Genomic DNA, 21230 nt, shown 5'->3' with positions numbered 1-21230 from the left:
GATCCCCAATGACGTGATGCATTTCGCATCGTCACCTTCGGTCGGTATGCTGTGCCGCATGCAGCCAAAGAAATACGCCCTGCCGCTGATGGTCCTGTCGCTGGCCGCCACCACCGTGGCCCATGCGCGCGGCACCATCGACAAGGTGGACATCAAGGGATTGGACAAGGGCGACGACGCCGCAATCATCGAGAACATCCAGGAATCGCTGTCGCTGTACGACACGATCGGCAAGGAACAGGGCGAATCGCGCCTGGAGTACCTGCTGTCGCAGGCCGAGCGGCAGACCCGCCAGGCACTGGAACCGTTCGGATACTACAACCCGGTGATCAAGGTCGAGGCGCCGCGCGAGGACGAGCACGTCCGTGTGCTGATCCACGTCGACAAGGGCACCCCGGTCACCGTGCGCCGCGAGCACATCGACATTACCGGCCCGGCGATATACGACCAGTACCTGCAGGACGACCTGGCCGCGTTCAAGCCGCGCAAGGGCCAGCGCTTCGTGCATACCCAGTACGAAGCCAGCAAGATCACCATCACCCGCCGCCTGGCCGAGCGTGGCTACTTCGACGCCGACTACACCCAGCGCCAGGTGCAGATCACCCGCGCCGACAATGCGGCCGACATCGACCTGACCTGGGACAGTGGCCGCCGCTACAACATGGGCCCGGTGCGCTTCGAGCAGGACTACTTCGTCGACAAGCTGTTCGATCCGCTGGTGTACTGGGACCAGGGCAGCTACTACCACGAGGGCAAGCTGGATCGCCTGCGGCAGTCGTTGACCAAGCTGGACTATTTCAGCGTGATCGATATCCAGCCGCGCCCGGACCAGGCCGACGAGAATGGCGACGTGCCGGTGGACGTGAAGCTGACCCGCGCCAAGCGCACCATCTACACCGCCGGCCTGAGCTACGGCAGCGAGAGCGGCCCGGGTGTGCGCGGCGGCATCGAGCGGCGGTTCCTGAACAACCGCGGCCACAAGATGAACACGCAGCTGGACTATGCGCAGAAGCGCAAGAGTCTGGTCACCAGCTACCGCATCCCGGCGTTCAACTGGCTCGATGGCTGGTACACCTTTGCCGCCAGCGCCTATGACGAGCAGACCGACTACATCGACCTGCGCAACTTCAAGCTGATTGCCAGCCGCAGCGGCGAGATCAACGAGCACTGGACCGCGATCGCTTCCATCAACGCGCTGCGCGAGCGCTGGCGCTACGCCTCCGGCACCGAGTTCACCAGTGCGGTGTACAACACCTCGACGCTGGTCTACCCGCAGATGGTTGCCGACTACGTCAACGTCGATGACGAGATGTTCCCGCGCAAGGGCATCAGCGGTACTGCGACGATGCGTGCCGGCGTTGAAGGTGCCGGCTCGGACACCAGCTTCGTGCAGGCCAATGCCGTGCTGCGCTGGTACATCCCGCTGGGCGAAAGCAACCGCCTGATCCTGCGCGGCGAAGGTGGCACAACCTGGACCAGCGATCTGGTGGCGATGCCACCCAGCCTGCGCTACTTCGCCGGTGGCGACCGCAGCATCCGCGGCTATGCCTACCGCGAGGTGGGGCCGCGCACGCCGGCGCCGGACAAGTACGCGCTCGGTGCCAAGAACCTGGTGATCGGCTCGGCCGAGTACGAGCACTATTTCAATGGAGGCCCCTGGGGTGCGGCGGTGTTCGTCGATACCGGCAGCGCCTTCGACAACACCATTGATCTGCATACCGGCGTCGGCTTCGGCGTGCGCTGGAAATCGCCGGTGGGCCCGGTGCGCATCGACGTGGCGCACGGCCTGAACAACCCGGATTCGCAGTTCCAGCTGTACCTGAACATCGGAGCGGACCTGTGAGCACGCCCGCACCCACTCCGAACCCGAACACGCCGCCGCCGCGCGTGCGCTTCTACCGTCGCCGCCGCTTCTGGGCCTGGTCCGGCGCCGGCGTGATCGGACTGGTGCTGCTGGCCCTGCTGGCGGTCTACTGGCTGCTGCAGACCGTGGCCGGCCGTGACGTGCTGCTGGCACAGGTGGTCGCACGGCTGCCGGTGGGCGCCAGCTTCACCTGGGACAAGGTGGACGGCCCGGTGGCCGGCCCGCTGACCCTGTACAACGTCGACTTCCGCTACGACGACATCCATTTCCACGCCGAGCGCGCGCACCTGGAACCGGACCTGCGCCCGCTGCTGGGCCGCAAGCTGCTGCTGGACAAGCTGGAGCTGACCAACGCGACGCTGAACCTGGCCAAGAGTGACGAGCCGTTCAAGCTGCCGTCGTGGCCCGATTCGCTGCCGCAGATCGAAATGCCGCTGGCCATCCAGGCCGATGCCATCGCCATTGACGGCTTCCGCATCAGCCAGGCCAACGAGCCGGTGATCGACATCAGCCGCGTGCGTGGTGGCATCGAGATCGCCAATGGCGAGTTCCAGGCGCACAAGCTGGTGGTGGACAGCGACATGGGCAACTTCACCGCCCAGGGTCGCTACATCCCGGCCAAGGACTACGACACCGACGTGACCGTCACCGCGGTGCTGCCGGCCCCGCGTGGCCGTACCGCCGCGACGCTTGGTCTGGTCGCGCGCGGTGACCTGTCGCACATGGAAGTGGCGGTGGCCGGGCGTGCGCCGAAGCCGCTGCACGCCATGCTGGTGTTCGATGGCCGCACTGATCCGAGCTGGAATGCCAGCATCCGCAGTGATGAACTGGATCTGGCGCTGCTGTCGCCAGCATTGGCCAGCTCGGCGATCGCGCCGCTGGCGCTGGACTTCACCGCTGCCGGCAAGGGCGGCAACGCCAACCTGCGCGGCAAGGTGAAGCAGGGCGATCAGGAACTGGAACTGGCACCGTCGGTGGTGTCGCTGCAGGACCAGGTCCTGAAGGTCTCGCCGCTGCTGGTGAAGGGCCTCGGTGGCGAAGCCCGCCTGGAGGGCACGGCTGATTTCAGCCAGGAAGACCAGCAGAAGCTCAACTTCTCGGTGGTCGCGCGGGACCTGACCTATGTGCCGGCGCCCGATCCGAACACCGCCGGCAGCGCACCGGTGCCGGTGACCCTGAAGGAAGCTCGCTTCGGCCTGGCCGGCACGTTGAAGGCCTGGGCCGCGATCGGCCGCGCCGAGGTGGAGCGTGATGCACAGAAGGCGCAGCTGCGCTTCGACGTGCGCGGCAACGACCAGGCCGCGTCGATCCACCAGCTGCAGGCGCAGACACCGGGTGGGCAGCTGCAGGTGGAAGGCCAGGTGGCCTGGGCGCCGCAGCTGGACTGGGACGCCAAGGCCACGCTGAAGGACTTCGACCCCGGCTATTTCGTGCCGGGCTGGAACGGCCGCCTGTCCGGCAACCTGGCCTCCAAGGGCCGCCAGCTGCCACCGCCGGCCAATGCCGCACCGGGCACCGCCGGAACGCTGGAAGCCACGGTGGACCTGCCGTCGCTGAAGGGCATGCTGCGCCAGCGCAACCTCGACGCACAGGGCAAGTTCGCGCTGCAGGGCGCGCAGGGCCAGGGCGATCTGAAACTGTCGCTGGGCAGCAGCCGGGTGACCGCGTCGGGCAAGGTCGGTGACCGCCTCGACATTGATGCGCGTTTCGAGCCGCTGCAGCTGAGTGACCTGCTGCCGGGCGCCGACGGTGGCCTGCGTGGCCAGGTGCAGGTGAAGGGCCCGCGCGATGCGCCGGACATCACCGCCGACCTGGTCGGCAACAACCTCAACTGGGACGGCTACGGCGCCGAGAGCGTGAGCATCAAGGGCCACCTGCCCTGGCGCGGCGACAGCGGCACGCTGGCGGTGCAGGGCCAGCAGGTCAACGCCGGCATGCTGCTGGAACGCTTGAATGTGGATGCGCAGGGCAGTGTCTCCAACCTGCGCCTGGCGGCGCAGACCCGCAACGAGATGGGCGCGATCGAGCTGCAGGGCAGCGTGCGCCAGCAGGGGGCGCAGTGGCGTGGCGAGCTGGCATCGCTGCGCATCGCACCGGTGAAGGGCGATGCCTGGTCGCTGCGTGCACCGGCGGCGTTCGCAATCAACGGCAGCACCTATACGCTGTCCGAAGCCTGCCTGGCCGCCGCCAGCAGCGGTGCACTGTGTGCACAGGCGAACTGGCCGCGCGAGGGCCTGGTGGTGCGCAGTGATGCGTTGCCGCTGGCGCTGGTGCAGCCGTGGTTGCCGCCGCAGTCCGGCCGCCGCATCTACCTGCGCGGCGATGTCAGCCTGGACGCGCAGATCCGCCCGCGCGGCAACGCCTGGGAAGGCCATGTGGAAGTGCGCTCGAAGGAAGGCGGCGTGCGCCTGGGTGAGAACCGCAATGCCGTGGGGGACACCACCCGTGGCGAGCTGGTGCGCTACGACCAGTTCTCGCTGAAGCTGGACATGACCCCGGCCAGCATCAAGGGCTACCTGGGCATGGGCTTCCAGGGCAACGGCTTCGTCGACGCCAAGATGCAGACCGGCTGGGAAGCCAGTGCGCCGCTGAACGGCGAGCTCTACCTCAACATGTCGCGGCTGTACTGGCTGGAGCTGTTCTCGCCGGACATCGTGCGACCGACCGGCCTGATCGAAGGCCACGTCAGCCTGCGCGGCACGCGTGGCCAGCCGTCGCTGGGCGGTGACGCGCAGCTGAGCAACTTCAAGGGTGAATTCCCGGCGCTGGGCCTGACCTTCGATCAGGGCAAGGGCAGCTTCGTGGCCCAGCCCGACGGTTCGGCCAAGATCACCGCGCAGGCCAACTCCGGCCAGGGCACGTTGTACGTGGATGGTGGCCTGTCGTGGTTCGGCGATGCACAGCCGCTGCAGCTGAAGATCCACGGCGAGAACGTGCTGCTGTCCAACACCAGCGAACTGCGCATCGTCGCCAATCCCAACCTCGACTTCACCCTGGCCAAGGCCGCGATGGAGCTGCGTGGCACCGTGCACGTGCCCGAGGCCGACATCGATCTGGAGCGCCTGGACCGCGGTACCTCGGTGTCCGAAGACGTGGTGGTGCTCGACCCGGCCGATCCGGAAGAGTCGCGCACCTCGCCGCTGGATATGGATCTTGTGGTCAGCCTCGGCGACAAGGTGAAGATGACCGGCTTCGGGCTGAAGGGCGCGCTGACCGGCAAGATGCAGGTCTGGGCCAAGCCCGGCCGCGAGATGACCGCCAATGGCGGGCTGGAAGTGAGTGGTCGCTACAAGGCGTATGGGCAGGACCTGACCATCACCCGTGGCAACCTCACCTGGAACTACAACGCGGTGTCCGACCCGCGCGTCAACATCCGTGCCGAGCGCCGGGTCGGTGATGTCACCGCCGGCATCGACGTGACCGGGCGTGCGCAGCAGCCGCGTGCTGACGTGTGGTCCGATCCGGCGATGTCGCAGTCCGAAGCGCTGGCCTACCTGGTGCTCGGCCGCAGCCTGACCGGTGCCAGCAGCGACCAGACCCAGCAGGTCAACGCGGCCTCGGCGGCATTGTCGGCCGGTAGCGGCCTGCTGGCCTCGCAGCTGGGTGCCAAGCTGGGCCTGGACGATGCCGGCGTGAGCCAGTCGCGCGCGCTGGGTGGTTCGGTGATCGGCGTCGGCAAGTACATCTCGCCCAAGCTGTACGTCGGCTACGGCGTGTCGCTGGTCGGTGCCGGTTCGGTGATCACGCTGAAGTACCTGCTGCGCCGCGGCTTCGACGTGGAAGTGGAATCGAGCACGGTGGAAAACCGCGGTTCGATCAACTGGCGCAGGGAAAAGTAGATCCACGCCATGCGTGGATGGGGTAAACGCCGGGCCACGCCCGGCGTTTACCCCCCAACCATCGGCCGTTGCCCCATCCGGCCCCAGCGGCTATGGTCCCGGGCTGTTCTGTCGTACCGGATTGCCTCATGTCACCACGCAAAGCCCTTCCCACCGCCCTGGCCCTGGGCCTGACCCTCGCCGCCGGTGCCCACGCCGATGAAGGCATGTGGATGCCGACCCAGCTGCCGGAACTGGCCAAGCCGCTGCAGGCCGCAGGCTTCAAGGGCAATCCGGCCGACCTGGCCAATGTCACTGCGCCGCCGCTGAGCGCCGTGGTGCGTGCCGGTGGCGGCACCGGATCGTTCGTATCCGCCGACGGCCTGCTGCTGACCAACCACCACGTGGCGATGGGCGTGATCCAGTACAACAGCTCGCCCGAGCACGACCTGATCAATGGTGGCTTCATCGCCAGGGACCGTGCCGACGAGCGCCCGGCCAACCCGGACTTCCGCGTGCTGGTCACCGTCGGCTTCGACAAGGTGACCGATCAGGTGCTGGCACAGGCCCGTGGCAAGACCGGCCGTGCCTACTTCGATGCCGTCGATGCGGCCAGTAAGCAGATCGTGGCCGAGTGCGAGAAGGACGGCAGCGTGCGCTGCTCGGTGGCCAATATGTACTACGGCACCGATTTCTACCGCATTGCCCAGCTGGAGCTGAGCGACGTGCGCCTGGTGTATGCGCCGCCGCGTGCGATCGGCAACTACGGCGATGAGATCGACAACTTCATGTGGCCGCGCCACACCGGCGACTTCACCCTGCTGCGCGCCTACGTGGGCAAGGACGGCAAGCCGGCCGCCTACAGCAAGGACAACGTGCCCTACCAGGCGCCGGCACACCTGCAGATGTCGGTGGAAGGCCCGAAGGAAGGCGACTACGCGATGCTGGCCGGGTACCCGGGCATCACCTACCGTCACCGTACCGCGGCCGAATTCGCCGGCCAGATCGATACCGTGCTGCCGCGCCGCGTGTCGGTGTTCCAGCAGATGATCGACACCATCGAGGCCGCCAGCGCCAAGGATGCGCAGGCGCGCACCCGCTACGCCTCGCAGCTGCAGTCGCTGAAGAACAACCGCAAGCGCGCCGCCGGTGAACTGGAAGGCCTGCTGCGCAGCGACGCCAAAGCCCAGCGTGCCGCCGACGAGACGGCGATGCTGGCTGCCACCGACCGCAAGTACCAGGGCGACATCAAGGCGCTGCTGACCAACCTGTCGCAGGGCGCGGCGGTGGGCGAGCGCGACCTGCTGCTGGACCAGATGGCCGCGCAGAGCCAGCTGCTGCGCTCGGCGCTGCTGCTGGAACGCCTGCGCATCGAATCGGCGAAGCCGGACGCACAGCGCGAAAGCGGCTACCAGCAGCGCGACCAGGCGATGATCGAAGGCGTGCTCAAGCAGGTCCAGCGCCGTTACGCGCCGGAGGTCGAGAAGGCGCTGCTGACCACCCTGCTGACCCGCTACCAGAAGCTGCCGGACGCGCAGCGCGTGGCCGAGTTCGACGCGGCCTTCGGCCGTACCCCGGAGCAGCTGGCAGCGGCGCTGGATACTCTGTATGCCGGCACCCAGCTGGGTGAGGAGGCACAGCGCCTGTCCCGCTTCGCTGCTGCGCGCGAAGGCAAGGCGCTGGCCGCCGATCCGCTGATCACCGTGGCCGGCCCGCTGGTGGCCGCGCAGCTGCGCATCGAGAACGAAAGCAAGACCCGCGAAGGCGAGCAGCTGCGCCTGCGCCCGGCCTACATGCAGGCTTTGTTCGCCTGGCGTGCCAAGCAAGGCCGCGCGGTCTACCCGGATGCCAACCGCACCCTGCGCATCAGCTACGGCAAGGTCGAGGCGCTGCACCCGCGTGATGGCGTGACCTACTCGCCGGTGACCACCGTGGCCGGCATCGTCGAGAAGAACACCAACGCCTATCCGTTCGATGCGCCCAAGCCGTTGCTTGCAGCGATCGCCAAGGGTGACTTCGGCAGCACCGCCGACCCGGCGCTGAAGACCCAGACGGTCAACTTCCTGACCAACCTGGATACCACCGGCGGCAACTCGGGCTCGCCGGTGCTCAACGCCAAGGGCGAACTGATCGGCCTGAACTTCGACAGCAACTGGGAATCGGTCAGCGCCAGCTGGTGGTTCGACCCGCGCTACAAGCGCGCCGTGCACGTGGACATGCGCTACCTGCGCTGGCTGCTGGCCAAGGTCTACCCGGCGCCGGAACTGCTGAAGGAAATGGGCGTGCCGGCGGAATAAGGCCGGTTCCTGGTGGGTGCCCACCGTTGGTGGGCATGGATGCCTCCGTCACGACCAACGGTCGTGACCCACCGCCGTGACCTACCCTCACGACCAACGGTCGTGATCTACTGGCCCCTGTCCTGACGGAAACGCGCGCGTGGTCTCCAGCTGGATCCTGCTGCTGGTCTCGGTTGCCTATGCCGCGCTGCTGTTCGGCGTGGCGTGGTGGGGTGACCGTCGGCCGATGTACCCCGACCGGCCGTGGCTGCGGCCGGTGGTCTACAGCCTGGCGCTGGCCGTGTACTGCTCGTCGTGGACCTTCTACGGCGCGGTCGGCACCGCCGTGCGCAACGGCGTGGGCTACCTGCCCATCTACATCGGCCCGCTGCTGCTGCTGTTGTTCGGCTGGCGCATCATCGAGCGCCTGGCGCTGATCGCGCGCAGCCAGAACGTGGTGTCCATCGCCGATTTCATTTCCTCGCGCTTCGGCCGCTCGCGGCGGCTGGCGGCGCTGGTGGCGATCATCGCGCTGATCGGCATCATTCCGTACCTGGCCCTGCAGTACAAAGCGGTGGCGATGAGCCTGCAGGTGCTGACCGGCAACACCGGCCCGACCGGCTTCTTCACCGATCCCGCGCTGTACGTGGCGCTGCTGATGGCGTTGTTCGCCACCCTGTTCGGTACCCGCCAGGTCGATGCCACCGAACACCATCACGGCATGATGCTGGCGATTGCCTTCGAATCGGTGATCAAGCTGCTGGCGATGCTGGCCGTGGGCGTGTTCGCCTACCTGTGGCTGAGCAACCGCACCGACGCGGTGGTCGAGTCGGTGCATACGCTGTTCACCGGCCTGCCGCCGGTGGGCTTCATCTCGCAGACCCTGCTCAGTTTCCTCGCCATCATCTGCCTGCCGCGCCAGTTCCACGTGGCCGTGGTCGAGTGCGGTGACGTGCGAGACGTGCGCCGCGCGCGCTGGATGTTCGGCGGCTATCTGGTGCTGATCTCGGGCATGGTGCTGCCGATCGCCACCGCCGGCGTGACCCTGTTCGGTACCGGCGGCAGCGTCGCCGACGACTCGATGGTGCTGGCCCTGCCGCTGGCCGAAGGCCGCAACGCGCTGGCCCTGATCGCCTATGTGGGTGGCTTCTCGGCGGCCACCGGCATGGTCATCGTGTCGTCCATCGCGCTGGCCACCATGGTCAGCAACGACCTGGTGATGCCGGTGCTGCTGCGCCGCAGTGGCGACCATCAGGAAGCCGCCGACGTCGCCTCGCGCGTGCTGTGGATCCGCCGCCTGGCGATCCTGCTGCTGGCGCTGATGGCCTACAGCTACTACCGCACCAGCAGCAACGACAGCACGCTGGCCTCGTACGGCCTGATGGCGTTCGCAGCGGTGGCGCAGTTCGCGCCCGGCCTGATCGGCGGCCTGTACTGGCGCGGTGCCAGCCGTCGCGGCGTCGAGGTAGGCATGCTGCTGGGCTTCGCCACCTGGCTGTACACCCTGCTGCTGCCGGCGATGACCATGGCCGGCTGGGTCGATGCTGGCTGGGTGCAGCACGGCCCGTTCGGCATCGAGTGGCTGCGCCCGCAGCAGCTGTTCGGGATGACCGGCTGGGATCCGCTGACCCACGGCACGTTCTGGTCGCTGCTGGTCAATGCGGCGACGATGATGTTGGTATCCGCACGCTGGCGCCCCGGCGTCGATGAGCGGCTGCGTGCCGCGCCGTTCCTCGACCCGTATGCCGAGCGCCCGTCGGTGGCCGGTGGCTGGCCGGGTCACGTGCATGTGGGTGACCTGCTGGCGCTGGCCTCGCGCGTGGTCGGCGAGCGCCACGCGCGGCGTTCGTTCTTCGAGCAGGCACAGTCGCTGGGTCGCGAGCTTCAGTCCTCGGCGCCTGCGGACCGCCCCTGGGTGCAGTTCACCGAACGGCTGCTGGCCGCATCGATTGGTGCGGCATCGGCGCGCCTGCTGCTGACCAGCCTGTTGCGTGGCTCGGGCATGGACCTGGGCGAAGTGGTGGCGGTGCTGGACGAAGCGGGGCAGGAACTGCGCTTCAACCGCGAGATCCTGTCGACCACGCTGGAGAACATCAGCGCCGGGGTCAGCGTGGTCGATCCGGACATGCGCCTGACTGCATGGAACCGCCGCTACCAGGACATGTTCGGTTACCCCGACGGCATGCTCTACGTGGGCCGCCCGGTGGCCGACCTGATCCGCTACAACGCCGAGCGCGGTGAGCTGGGCGAGGGCGATATCGAGGTGCAGATCAATCGCCGCATCGGCTACATGCGCGCCGGTTCACCGCACGTGTTCGAACGCACCCGCAGCGACGGCAAGGTGATCGAGATGCGTGGCCAGGCGCTGCCCGGTGGTGGCTACGTGACCAGCTACAACGACATCACCGACTACAAGCACGCGGAAAAAGCACTGCTGGAAGCCAACGAGACGCTGGAACAGCGCGTGGCCGAACGCTCGCATGAGGCTGAGGTCGCGCAGCAGTCGAAGACCCGTTTCCTGGCGGCGATCAGCCACGACGTGCTGCAGCCGTTGAACGCTGCGCGCCTGTTCGCCTCGGCACTGCGCGACAGTGATCACGTGAGTGACGAGCAGAAGCATCTGGCCGAGCGAGTGGACGCTTCGTTGCGAGCCGCCGAAGAACTGCTCGATGGCCTGCTGGATGTGTCGCGGCTGGATGCCGGCGGCCTGCATCCGGTGATCGGCGAGTTCGACGTGAGCGCGTTGATGCGCGAGCTGGCCGCGCAGTACACCCCGGTCGCGGCCGGTCGTGGCCTGCGCCTGGACCTGTTCGCGCGCCCGGCGTGGGTGCGCAGTGACCGCCGCCTGCTGCGCCGTGTGCTGCAGAACTTCCTGGCCAATGCGCTGCGCTACACCCGCCAGGGTCGCATCGTGCTGGCCGTGCGCCAACGCGGCGACGAAGTGGAGCTGCAGGTATGGGATACCGGTCCCGGCATTCCCGAGCACCACATGCGGCAGATCTTCGACGAGTTCCATCGCTACCAGCAGCCGTTCGACTGGGGTGAACAGGGGCTGGGCCTGGGCCTGTCGATCTGCCAGCGCATCTCGCGCCTGCTCGACCATCGCCTCAACGCGCGCAGCCGGGTTGGCAAGGGGTCGATGTTCTCGATCATCCTGCCGCGGGTGGCGCCGCTGCCGGGCTATACCGAGCTGGCAGCGCCGGCACAGGCCGCCGCCGCACCAGTGCGCAGCGATTCGCTGGCCGGCCTGCGCGTGCTGTGCGTGGACAACGACGAAGAGATCCTCGATGGCATGCGCGCGTTGCTGGGCCGCTGGCAGGTGCAGGTGATCACCGCTGCCACCGTCGACCAGGCGCTGGAGAAGATTGCCGAGCGCCCGCAGGTGATGCTGGTGGATTACCACCTGCACGATCGCATGGACGGCCTGGATGCGCTGGTGGCGTTGCGCGAAGCAGCCGGCTACCCGCTGCCCGGCGCGCTGCTGACCGCCGACGGTCGCGACGAGCTGAAGCGGATGGCACGCGAACGTGGCTACCGCGTGCTGACCAAACCGATCAAACCGGCCTCGCTGCGCGCCTTCCTGGGCGCGCTGCGCGATGCGCAGTAGCGCCGGCCGCCCGGCAGTAGATCCACGCCATGCGTGGATGTGACGTCTGGTAGTGCCGGCCGCTGGCCGGCAACCACGTAATCGCTCGCCTCCGGCAAGTTACCCCACGCCGTGCAGGTGTTCGTACAGGATCGTCGCGCCGATGATCACCAGGATCACGCCACCGATGATCTCGGCGCGCTTGCCGACCATGCTGCCCAGCACGCGGCCGAGCATGATGCCGACGGTCACCATGGTCAGCGTGCACAGGCCGATGACCGCGGCCATCACGCCGATATGCACGTCCATGAAGGCCAGGCCGATGCCCACCGCCATTGCGTCGATGCTGGTGGCGAAACCGGTGAGCGCCAGCTTCCAGAAGCCGTGGTGCTGCGAGGGATCCTCGTCTTCCTCGGCACTGTCCGGGCGCAGGCCGTTGTAGATCATGTGGATGCCCAGCGCGCCGAGCAGGCCGAAGGCGATCCAGTGGTCGAAGGCTTCGACGTACTGCAGGGCGGCACGGCCAAGCAGCCAACCGATGATGGGCGTGATCGCCTCGATGACGCCGAAGATGATGCCGGCACGCAGTGCATCGCGGAACACCGGCTTGCGCATGGCCGCACCCTTGCCGATTGCAGCGGCGAAGGCATCGGTGGACATGGCAAAGCCGATCAGGAGGATCGAAATGGGGGACATGGGCGGCGGCTGAGGTCGGGCTAGGACGGACGCACGGCCTGCGCTCGCGCCCAACCTGATGTTGCGCGCGCGGGCCGCTGGTCTCGCCAACCATCATGGTTGTCCACGCCACGGCGCACTGGCCGAGTATGTTGACGTGGACGATTCCTGCGAAGGAATCCGGCTACTCCCCAAGGGGACGCGAAGCTTAGCATCGCGATCCGCGCGTGGCGCACTTCCAGCGAAACGCGCAGGCAGGGCTGGTTTGTATAGCGATGGCTATATCGAGAGCGCAGCGTTGCCTGGTAGTGCCGGCCGCTGGCCGGCATGCGCAACGCCGAGAGCGTGCCAAGCTAGCTTGGCACCTACCAATGCGGGTTCAGATGATGTCGCGCGTTTCAGGCCAATGCCGGCCAGCGGCCGGCACTACCTCAGTCTTCTTCCGGCGGCAGCACGATGGCGTCGTCGTCGATGGCCAGCTTGCCGGCCATCAGCACGGCCTGGGTGCGGTTGGTCACGCCCAGCTTGCGCAGGATCGCGGTGACGTGGGCCTTGATCGTCGCTTCGGAGACGTTGAGGTCGTAGGCGATCTGCTTGTTCAAGCGCCCAGCACCGAGCATCTGCAAGACGCGGAACTGCTGCGGGGTCAGCTCGCGCAGGCGCTGGCCGACTTCGCGTTCTTCGCTGCCGGTGGGCGGCACGTTGTGCGCTTCCGGCGGCGCCCAGGTCTCGCCATCGAGGATGGTGCCCAGCGCGTGGCCGATGGTGTCCGAATCCGCAGACTTCGGAATGAAGCCGAGCGCGCCGTGGTCGAGCGCGCGGCGCATCACCGTGGCTTCTTCGCGCGCGGATACCACCACCACCGGCAGGTGCGGGTGCAGTGAGCGCATGTGCACCAGGGCGTTGAAACCCTGCGCACCGGGCATGTTGAGGTCCATCAGGACCAGGTCGGCGTCGTTGTGCTGGTCGGCCAGCGCATACAGCGCTTCCACGCTGTCGGCCTCGAACAGCTGCACGCCGGGGATGACCCGCTGCACCGCCCCACGCAGGGCTTCGCGGAACAGCGGGTGGTCATCGGCAATCAGGAGGGTGGTCATGGGTCGAGCTTATCGATCAGGAAAAAGAGCGACGTGATGGCAGGTGCAGGACGGGTCGGACGCGGCCGGGTCCCTCCTCCCGGCCACGTCCCTGGCGCGTCCTGCGCCTGCAGTCACGCCATCAGCGCACCTTGCGCTCGTCCACCAGCGACGCCACCACCGACGGATCGGCCAGGGTCGAGGTGTCGCCGAGCTGGTCCGGTGCGTTCTCGGCGATCTTACGCAGGATGCGGCGCATGATCTTGCCCGAGCGGGTCTTCGGCAGGCCCGGTGCCCACTGCAGGTGGTCCGGCGTGGCGATCGGGCCGATCTCCTTGCGCACCCAGGCGACCAGTTCCTTCTGCAGTTCGTCGCTCGGTGCTTCTTCGGCCACCAGAGTGACGTAGGCGTAGATGCCCTGGCCCTTCACGTCGTGCGGGAAGCCGACCACGGCCGCTTCGGCCACCTTCGGGTGCGAGACCAGCGCGCTTTCCACTTCGGCGGTGCCGATGCGGTGGCCGGACACGTTGATCACATCGTCGACGCGGCCGGTGATCCAGTAGTAGCCGTCTTCGTCGCGGCGGCAACCGTCGCCGGTGAAATAGCTGCCCGGGTAGGTGCGGAAATACGTATCGATGAAACGCTGGTGGTCGCCGTACACCGTGCGCATCTGGCCCGGCCAGGAATCGCGGATGATCAGGTTGCCTTCGGTCGGGCCGTCCTGGATCTCGCCATCGGCATTGACCAGCGCCGGCTGCACGCCGAAGAAGGGCAGGGTGGCCGAACCCGGCTTGAGGTCCATCGCACCGGCCAGCGGCGAGATCAGGATGCCGCCGGTTTCGGTCTGCCACCAGGTATCGACGATCGGGCAGCGGCTGTCGCCGACCACTTCGTAGTACCAGCGCCAGGCTTCCGGGTTGATCGGCTCGCCGACGCTGCCAAGCAGGCGCAGCGAGGCACGCGAAGTCTTCTTCACCGGCTCCTCGCCTTCGCGCATCAGTGCACGGATGGCGGTCGGGGCGGTGTAGAAGATGGTCACCTTGTGCTTGTCGATGACGTTCCAGAAGCGCGAGGTGTCCGGGTAGTTCGGCACGCCTTCGAACATCAGCGAGGTCGCGCCGTTGGCCAGCGGACCGTACACGATGTAGCTGTGGCCGGTGACCCAGCCGACGTCGGCGGTGCACCAGTAGATGTCATCCTCGCGCAAGTCGAACACCGCTTCATGGGTGTAGGCCGCGTACAGCAGGTAGCCGCCGGTGGTGTGCAGCACGCCCTTCGGCTTGCCGGTGGAACCGGAGGTGTAGAGGATGAACAGCGGGTCTTCCGCGTTCATGCGCTCGGGTTCGCAGCTGGCTGGCTGGCTGTCCACCACATCGTGGAACCAGCGGTCGCGCGGGGCCTGCATGTCCACCGCGCCACCGGTGTGGCGCACTACCAGCACGGTTTCAACCGTGTTCGTGCCCGGCAGCTTCAGCGCGGCATCGACGTTGGCCTTCAGCGGAATTTTCCGGCCGCCGCGCAGGCCTTCGTCGGCGGTGATGATCAGCTTGCTCTGGCAGTCGCTGACGCGGTCGGCGATCGAGTTCGGCGCGAAGCCACCGAACACCACCGAGTGGATCGCACCGATGCGCGCGCAGGCCAGCATGGCCACGGCGGCGTCGACGATCATCGGCAGGTAAATGGTGACGCGGTCGCCCTTCTTGACGCCGAGGTTGCGCAGCGCGTTGCCGAGGCGGCAGGTGCGCTCGTACAGCTCGCGATAGGTCACGTGCTGGGCCGGTGCATCCGGGCCATCCGGTTCGAACAGCAGGGCGGTCTTGTCGCCCCGCGTGTCCAGCTGGCGGTCCAGGCAGTTCACGCTGGCATTGAGCTCGCCATCCTCGAACCACTTGATGTGGAAGTCGGACAGGTCGTAGCTGACGTTCTTGGTCTTCGTCGGCTTGCGCATCCATTGCAGGCGCTCGGCGGCCTTGCCCCAGAAACCATCCGGGTCGGTCACCGAAGCCTGGTACTGCTGTTCGTACGACGTCTTGTCGATGCGTGCCTTGGCGGCGAACTGCGGATCGACGGGGTAGATATCAGCCATGGCACCCTCACTTGCACGTTGACTTTGTGTGTGCGGTCGCAGCATTGCGGCGACCGATCCCCCTCAGTTTGCCCCATCCACCCCCGGCCGCGTCACCACTCTGGTTAGACCATGGTCGAAAGTGAGCGCCCAGCAGGGCCGGGTTCGACCAATGGCGAATAGCCGCTGTGCGTGAACGCCCCGCAGTCTCGGCTCGACCGTGCCCCACGCGCGGCATCACCTTGCCACTTGGGAGAGAGGGCAACATGAGCCACCGTACGTTGAAAGCCGTGCGCAAACCTTTGGCGGCCTGCCTGTTGGTCGCCCTGGTCGCACCGGGCATGGCGTTCGCAGAGACCGCCAAAGAGAAGGCACTGGAAGCACGCGTTGCCGAACTGGAACGCCAGGTCCAGCTGCTGCTGTCTTCGCAGCAACAACAACAGACCCAGATCAGCCAGACCCAGCAGGCGGTGACCGAAGTCCGCACGGTGCAGGCCGAGCAGAAGCCGGTCGCACAGGTGCCGGCTGGCAAGCAGCCGATCCAGGTCACCACCATCACCCCGGGCGCGGCGCCGGGTACCACGGTCAAGATCGGCGGCTTCATCAAGGCCGATTTCCTGGCCACCCAGACCAGCGATGGCCAGCTGGCCGACGACGCCACCGGCCGCTCGCTGTACCTGCCGGGCCAGACCCCGGTGGAAGGCGCCGGCGGCAGCGGCAAGCGTTCGGGCACCGACTTCAACGCCCACGCCAAGTTCTCGCGCTTCAACCTGGGCATCGACAACGTGAGCGAATCGGGCAACAAGGCCGGTGCGTTCTTCGAGATGGACTTCTTCGGCAATTCGCTGGGCAACCAGACCGCGACCAATACCTACGGTGTGACCCTGCGCCACGCCTACATGTACTGGAACAACTGGATGGCGGGCCAGACCTGGTCCAACTTCATGGACGCGGCCGCACTGCCGGAAGCGGTCGACTTCGTCGGTCCCACCGACGGCGTGATCTTCGTGCGCCAGGCGCAGGTGCGCTACACCCAGGGCGGCTTCAGCGTCGCGCTGGAAAACCCGGAAACCACCACCCTCACCGGTACCCGCAACCCGGTCACCGGCGCCTGGACCAACACCAGCGCCAACTCCGACCGTGGCAGCCTGCCTGATCTGACCATGCGCTATGGCTGGAAGGGCGACTGGGGCACCTTCGGTGTCGGCGGCATCGTCCGTCAGCTGAAGGTCGACAACCAGGCCACCGGTGCCAAGGCCGACAAGGTGGCCGGCGGCCTGACCCTGGGCGGCAAGTGGGTGATGGGTGACAGCGATTCGCTGCACTACCAGCTGACCGGCGGCGAAGGCATCGCCCGCTACATCGGCCTGGGCATCACCGCCGACAGCGCCTACGACGTGGCCCGCGACGAGCTCAACCCGACCGGCGTGCTTGCCGGCTACGTGGGCTGGCGGCATGCGTTCTCGCCGAAGCTGCGCACCAACCTGATCTACGCGCGCAGCGACTACGACAACGACAGCATCCTCGGCCCGCTGGTGACCAAGAGCGTGCAGAGCATCCGCGGCAACATCTTCTATTCGCCGCTGCCCAAGGTCGATATCGGTGCCGAGCTGATGTACGGCCGTCGCGAAGTGGAGAACGGCAACAAGGGTGACATCACCCGGTTGCAGTTCACCACGAAGTACAGCTTCTAAGAGCGTGCCGGCCAGCGGCCGGCACCTACCGAGATTGAGTGCCGGTCACGGTCGGCACCTACCGAATTGTGTGCCGACCAACGGTCGGCACCCACCGATCCAGGTCGGCATCTACAGAGGGAAAACGTCCCATGTCCAGCACTGCATCAAGCCCGCACAATGCGGCGGGCACCCTGACCAAGGGCCACAAGAAAGTCATCTTCGCCTCGAGCCTCGGCACGGTCTTCGAGTGGTATGACTTCTTCCTGTACGGCTCGCTCGCCGCCATCATTGCCAAGCAGTTCTTCAGTGGCGTCAATGAGACCACGGGCATGATCTTCGCCCTGCTGGCGTTTGCCGCCGGCTTCTTCGTGCGTCCGTTCGGTGCGGCCTTCTTCGGCAGCCTCGGCGACCGCATCGGCCGCAAGTACACCTTCCTGGTCACCATCCTGATCATGGGCATCTCGACCTTCCTGGTCGGCGTGCTGCCCAACTACGCCTCGATCGGCTTCGCCGCACCGGTGATCCTGATCATCCTGCGCCTGGCCCAGGGCCTGGCGATGGGCGGCGAGTACGGCGGTGCCGCCACCTACGTGGCCGAGCATGCGCCGGACGACAAGCGCGGTCTGTACACCAGCTTCATCCAGTGCACCGCCACGCTCGGCCTGTTCATGTCGCTGCTGATCATCCTGGCCTGCCGCTACTTCCTCGGCAACGAAGCCTTCGAAGCCTGGGGCTGGCGCATTCCGTTCCTGGTCTCGATCCTGCTGCTGGGCGTGTCGGTGTGGATCCGTCTGCAGCTGAGCGAATCGCCGCTGTTCCAGCAGATGAAGTCCGAGGGCAAGGGTTCCAAGACTCCGTTCCGTGACAGCCTGAAGGGCGGCAACCTGAAGCTGATGCTGCTGGTTCTGCTGGGTGCCGCAGCCGGCCAGGCCGTGGTCTGGTACGGCGGCCAGTTCTACGCGCTGTTCTTCCTCAGCAGCATGCTGAAGGTCGATGCCACCACCTCCTACCTGCTGATCGCCGCCGCGCTGGCACTGGGCGTCCCGTTCTTCATCTTCTTCGGCTGGCTGTCCGACCGCATCGGCCGCAAGAAGATCATCCTGGCCGGCTGCCTGCTGGCGGCCGTCACCTACATCCCGATCTTCAAGGGCCTGACCCACTTCGCCAACCCGGCCATCGAAGAAGCCCGCAGCAGCTCGCCGGCCCTGGTCGTGGCCGATCCGGCCACCTGCTCGTTCCAGTTCGATCCGGTCGGCCTGCGCAAGTTCACCAGCTCCTGCGACGTGGCCACCGCCGCGCTGACCAAGGCCGGTGTGCCGTACGACGTGCAGCCCGCCGCCGCCGGTTCGCTGGCGATGGTGAACGTGGGCAGCGCCAGCGTCACCTCGTATGAGGCCGCCGGCCTGACCAAGGAAGACGGCAAGGCCAAGGCCGATGCGTTCGGTGCGGAACTGAAGACCGCCCTGACCACCGCCGGTTATCCGGCCAAGGCCGATGGCGCCCGCATCAACATCGCCGGCACCATCTTCATGTTGTGGCTGCTGGTGCTGTACGTGACCATGGTCTACGGCCCGATCGCCGCTTACCTGGTCGAATTGTTCCCGACCCGCATCCGCTACACCTCGATGTCGCTGCCGTACCACATCGGCAACGGCTGGTTCGGTGGCTTCCTGCCGGCGATCTCGTTCGCGCTGGTGGCCGGTACCGGCAACCTGTACTACGGCCTGTGGTACCCCATCATCATCGCGCTGATGTCGGTGGTGATCGGTGGCCTGTTCCTGCGCGAGACCAAGGACGTGGATATCACCAAGTAAACGGCGTGCCGACCAACGGTCGGCACCCACCGGGTTTCAGGGGCCGCGGTGCAAACCGCGGCCTTTTTGTTTGTGGGGTGGCGACTGGGGTCGGATCCCTTTCGCGCGCGAATGGGCTCCGACCCCGGTCGCAGGACGTGCTACTCCGGGCATCCATCGCTCTGCTCAAACTGCCGCCTTGAAAACGCTTCGATGCAGAACCGACGCTGCGCGCTCTCATCGCCTGCCTGGCGGATCTGCCTGCGCAACTGGTCGGCTCCCGGGCAACGCGCAGCGCGGGCGACAACGAGGTTGCACACAGGAACAAATGGGAAGTGCACGTCATGGCGTGGAATGTTCAGCTTCTCGTCCCAGGCCGCGAACGGAAAGAGCACATGTAACAACCCATCTGCAGCCTCGTCTTCGCTCGGTCGCGTGAGAGCGACATCCGGTGCATCCCTGAGCAAGGTGGCATAGGCTTCCAGAAAGCGACGGCCCCGACTATCGTGCTCTGCAGGTGTCTTCGCCTGCCGCAATGCTGTGTAGTACGGGAAGACGCTGTCTACATCGGGTCCGCTGCAGATCACGCCGGACGACCGTGAGCTGTCATTGACGGGAGTCTGTACACGGCAGGTCGTACGCTCGAGCCTCTCTGCAAGCGCCTCGAGCAACCTGCCACTACTGCCACCGAGTGTGGCATCGCCCTCGAGCTCGCCGACGACGGCGGCCAGGGTGTCGCCCAGCAATGGGATGTGTTCGTGCTCGGCGTTCAGGTCGATTGCCGCGACATCAATGGACTGCTCGCTGGCATCGGAAACTCCGGGCATGAGAAGACATCCGGTCAGAAATGCAAATACGCGTCGCATCTACGCATGCTATTGGAGGTGGGACACCACCTTCAGCACGCTGACGTCGTGAAGCAATGAAACAAGTACGAATCTACATATCAGCCCAGTACTCAATCGTACCGGTGCGAGGTGACGTATCCAGCCACACGGAACACTGGGGCTTCTAGCAAGAACTGCCAACTTATGACGCAAATGGCCCGAATTCCCTTTGTACGCCAGTGCGTCCCATAGCATGGGTGATTCATCGAATCGGATCGGGGCATGCGCAGCGTACTTCTGGCAGCGATCATCACTGTCTCAGCGTCATCGCCCGACGCAGAAACGCATGTAGCTGCCGACGGTGCGGCACCGCAGGGAAGCCTGCGAGTCGAGGAAAGATCGCCCGTGATCAAACAACTATGCAAGACAGAGAAGGTCTGGCTGTCCTGGAACAACGCCGTACCAAACGCAACATTGGTGACCTGCGATTGCGGTTGCACATCGCATGACAACTCAGGATGGCTTGTCGAGGCACAACCGGAAGACGACACCTATCGGGTACATCGCGTCTCTCTCGGAAAGGTCTCCAGTCCCACGGAGTTCCGTCGGGCGTGCGTGCGGATTCAGGACATCGTCTCGTCGCATCCGTGGTGTTCAGGCGCCAAACCGAGCATGCCGACGAATGCCGTGTTTGCGACGTTGGTGAAGCAGCCCACGGAATCGGGCGATGAGCCTTACTGCTTTATGCCCCACTTCTTCGTAGGTGATCGGAATGTCGCCCTGAGGAGGATTCCAATGTCGGGCGAACAGTTCTCCGACGCGCCCGTACCAGAATCGGCGCTGATCACGCGGGAGGTCGAGATGCTGCGTGACTGGAGGCGCAAGTTTGCAGCTGAGTAGCGCATTCGTTCCCTCGGACAAAGTACGAGGGCTATACATTCTGGAGTTTCAGTGATGTTTGTTTTGAAGCGCGTGGCACTGGCATTTCTTGCTGGCCCACCTCTGCTCTTATCTGCTGACGCTGTGGATGCCAGTGCGATCTATGGCGTCAACCACACTCACTGGGCGATCAACCGATTCAGTGTCGATGGCCGTTCGGCGATTGACGTTATTGGTCCATATCAAGGTGGCGGAGGAGGATGCTGTTACATGACTCCAGATCAGTGGCGGCCAGGGATGATGGTACGGGTCGATTGGGAAACCGGGACAGGGAGTACAGCGGGATTCCCTGGGTTTGCAGATGAGGCGAAGTACGACGCTTGGCTGCAACAAATCGAGGCACAAAAGCGCAGGCACAGCAAAGTCGTCCCCGTCCCGGATTACACCAACCAGAAAGTCTGCGGCATCACCGTGCATTTCCTGCCCTGCGATGAGATTCAGGTCACCACCTCCTGTTACGCCTACGGCAGCCCTGAGTATCCGATCAAGATTCCGCTTGAGTTGCCAGAACCGCCGTCATGCCCGGCAGAGCGTACCGAGCAGCAGAAGGCGTAGTGAGGGACGGGATTGCATGCGAGGGTGAGCGCATGCACGTTGGTGGCGAGGTTCCCGAATGAGACCCCGTGCGAAGGCGT

Annotated in this window: 12 protein-coding genes and 1 riboswitch; of the genes, 8 read left to right on the top strand and 4 right to left on the bottom strand. The window is 66.0% G+C overall.

All coding sequences use genetic code 11. The features are described from left to right. Window positions 1-58: 58 nt before the first annotated feature. The 4 genes from ACJ7C5_RS11265 (at window position 59) to ACJ7C5_RS11250 (ending at window position 11565) form a co-directional block, all read left to right on the top strand. The gene (locus ACJ7C5_RS11265; protein ID WP_412703935.1) at window positions 59-1843 is read left to right on the top strand and encodes an autotransporter assembly complex protein TamA; all 1785 of its coding nucleotides are present in this window, start codon (window positions 59-61) and stop codon (window positions 1841-1843) included. After that, window positions 1840-5703 (top strand): translocation/assembly module TamB domain-containing protein, encoded by a 3864-nt coding sequence (locus tag ACJ7C5_RS11260; protein WP_412703934.1) that lies wholly within the window; start codon window positions 1840-1842, stop codon window positions 5701-5703. The genes ACJ7C5_RS11265 and ACJ7C5_RS11260 overlap by 4 nt, the downstream gene beginning before the upstream one ends. Before the next feature lie 128 nt (window positions 5704-5831). Then, complete coding sequence (locus tag ACJ7C5_RS11255; RefSeq protein ID WP_412703933.1) at window positions 5832-7979, top strand: S46 family peptidase; 2148 nt, start codon at window positions 5832-5834, stop codon at window positions 7977-7979. Window positions 7980-8118: 139 nt separating this feature from the next. Next, the gene (locus ACJ7C5_RS11250; RefSeq protein WP_412703932.1) at window positions 8119-11565 is read left to right on the top strand and encodes a hybrid sensor histidine kinase/response regulator; all 3447 of its coding nucleotides are present in this window, start codon (window positions 8119-8121) and stop codon (window positions 11563-11565) included. A 99-nt stretch (window positions 11566-11664) separates the two neighbouring features. On the opposite strand, the gene ACJ7C5_RS11245 is transcribed toward ACJ7C5_RS11250, so the two are convergent. The 3 genes from ACJ7C5_RS11245 to acs all read right to left on the bottom strand — a co-directional run bounded on the left by ACJ7C5_RS11245 (window position 11665) and on the right by acs (window position 15381). Further along, window positions 11665-12240 carry a manganese efflux pump MntP gene (locus ACJ7C5_RS11245; protein ID WP_010482394.1) on the bottom strand — a complete coding sequence of 192 codons (576 nt, stop codon included), beginning with the start codon at window positions 12238-12240 and terminating at the stop codon, window positions 11665-11667. Window positions 12241-12328: 88 nt separating this feature from the next. Next, a riboswitch (yybP-ykoY riboswitch) is annotated at window positions 12329-12418 on the bottom strand. A 232-nt stretch (window positions 12419-12650) separates the two neighbouring features. After that, window positions 12651-13316, bottom strand: a complete 666-nt coding sequence (locus tag ACJ7C5_RS11240) for a response regulator transcription factor (protein WP_006477308.1) — start codon at window positions 13314-13316, stop codon at window positions 12651-12653. Between the two features lie 121 nt (window positions 13317-13437). After that, on the bottom strand, window positions 13438-15381 hold the full coding sequence (gene acs / locus ACJ7C5_RS11235) for an acetate--CoA ligase (RefSeq protein ID WP_412703931.1): 1944 nt from the start codon (window positions 15379-15381) through the stop codon (window positions 13438-13440). 245 nt (window positions 15382-15626) lie between these two features. Between acs and ACJ7C5_RS11230 the strand changes: the two genes are divergently transcribed. Both ACJ7C5_RS11230 and ACJ7C5_RS11225 read left to right on the top strand, forming a co-directional pair. After that, window positions 15627-17054 carry a DcaP family trimeric outer membrane transporter gene (locus tag ACJ7C5_RS11230; protein WP_094002239.1) on the top strand — a complete coding sequence of 476 codons (1428 nt, stop codon included), beginning with the start codon at window positions 15627-15629 and terminating at the stop codon, window positions 17052-17054. A gap of 131 nt (window positions 17055-17185) precedes the next feature. Further along, window positions 17186-18850, top strand: a complete 1665-nt coding sequence (locus ACJ7C5_RS11225; RefSeq protein WP_049399160.1) for an MFS transporter — start codon at window positions 17186-17188, stop codon at window positions 18848-18850. Between the two features lie 140 nt (window positions 18851-18990). Here ACJ7C5_RS11225 and ACJ7C5_RS11220 read toward each other — a convergent pair whose 3' ends face one another. Continuing rightward, window positions 18991-19656, bottom strand: coding sequence for a hypothetical protein (locus ACJ7C5_RS11220; protein WP_412703930.1), 666 nt, complete (start codon window positions 19654-19656; stop codon window positions 18991-18993). 282 nt (window positions 19657-19938) lie between these two features. On the opposite strand from ACJ7C5_RS11220, the gene ACJ7C5_RS11215 reads away from it, so the two are divergent. Beyond that, window positions 19939-20556 carry a hypothetical protein gene (locus tag ACJ7C5_RS11215; protein WP_412703929.1) on the top strand — a complete coding sequence of 206 codons (618 nt, stop codon included), beginning with the start codon at window positions 19939-19941 and terminating at the stop codon, window positions 20554-20556. Between the two features lie 54 nt (window positions 20557-20610). Next, complete coding sequence (tli1a, locus tag ACJ7C5_RS11210) at window positions 20611-21150, top strand: Tli1a family immunity protein (protein WP_412703928.1); 540 nt, start codon at window positions 20611-20613, stop codon at window positions 21148-21150. Window positions 21151-21230: the final 80 nt, after the last annotated feature.

This window comes from Nocardiopsis yanglingensis (assembly GCF_045809185.1).
In the GTDB taxonomy this organism is placed as follows: Bacteria; Pseudomonadota; Gammaproteobacteria; order Xanthomonadales; family Xanthomonadaceae; genus Stenotrophomonas; species Stenotrophomonas yanglingensis.
This window is presented reverse-complemented; position numbering and strand designations above follow the sequence as displayed.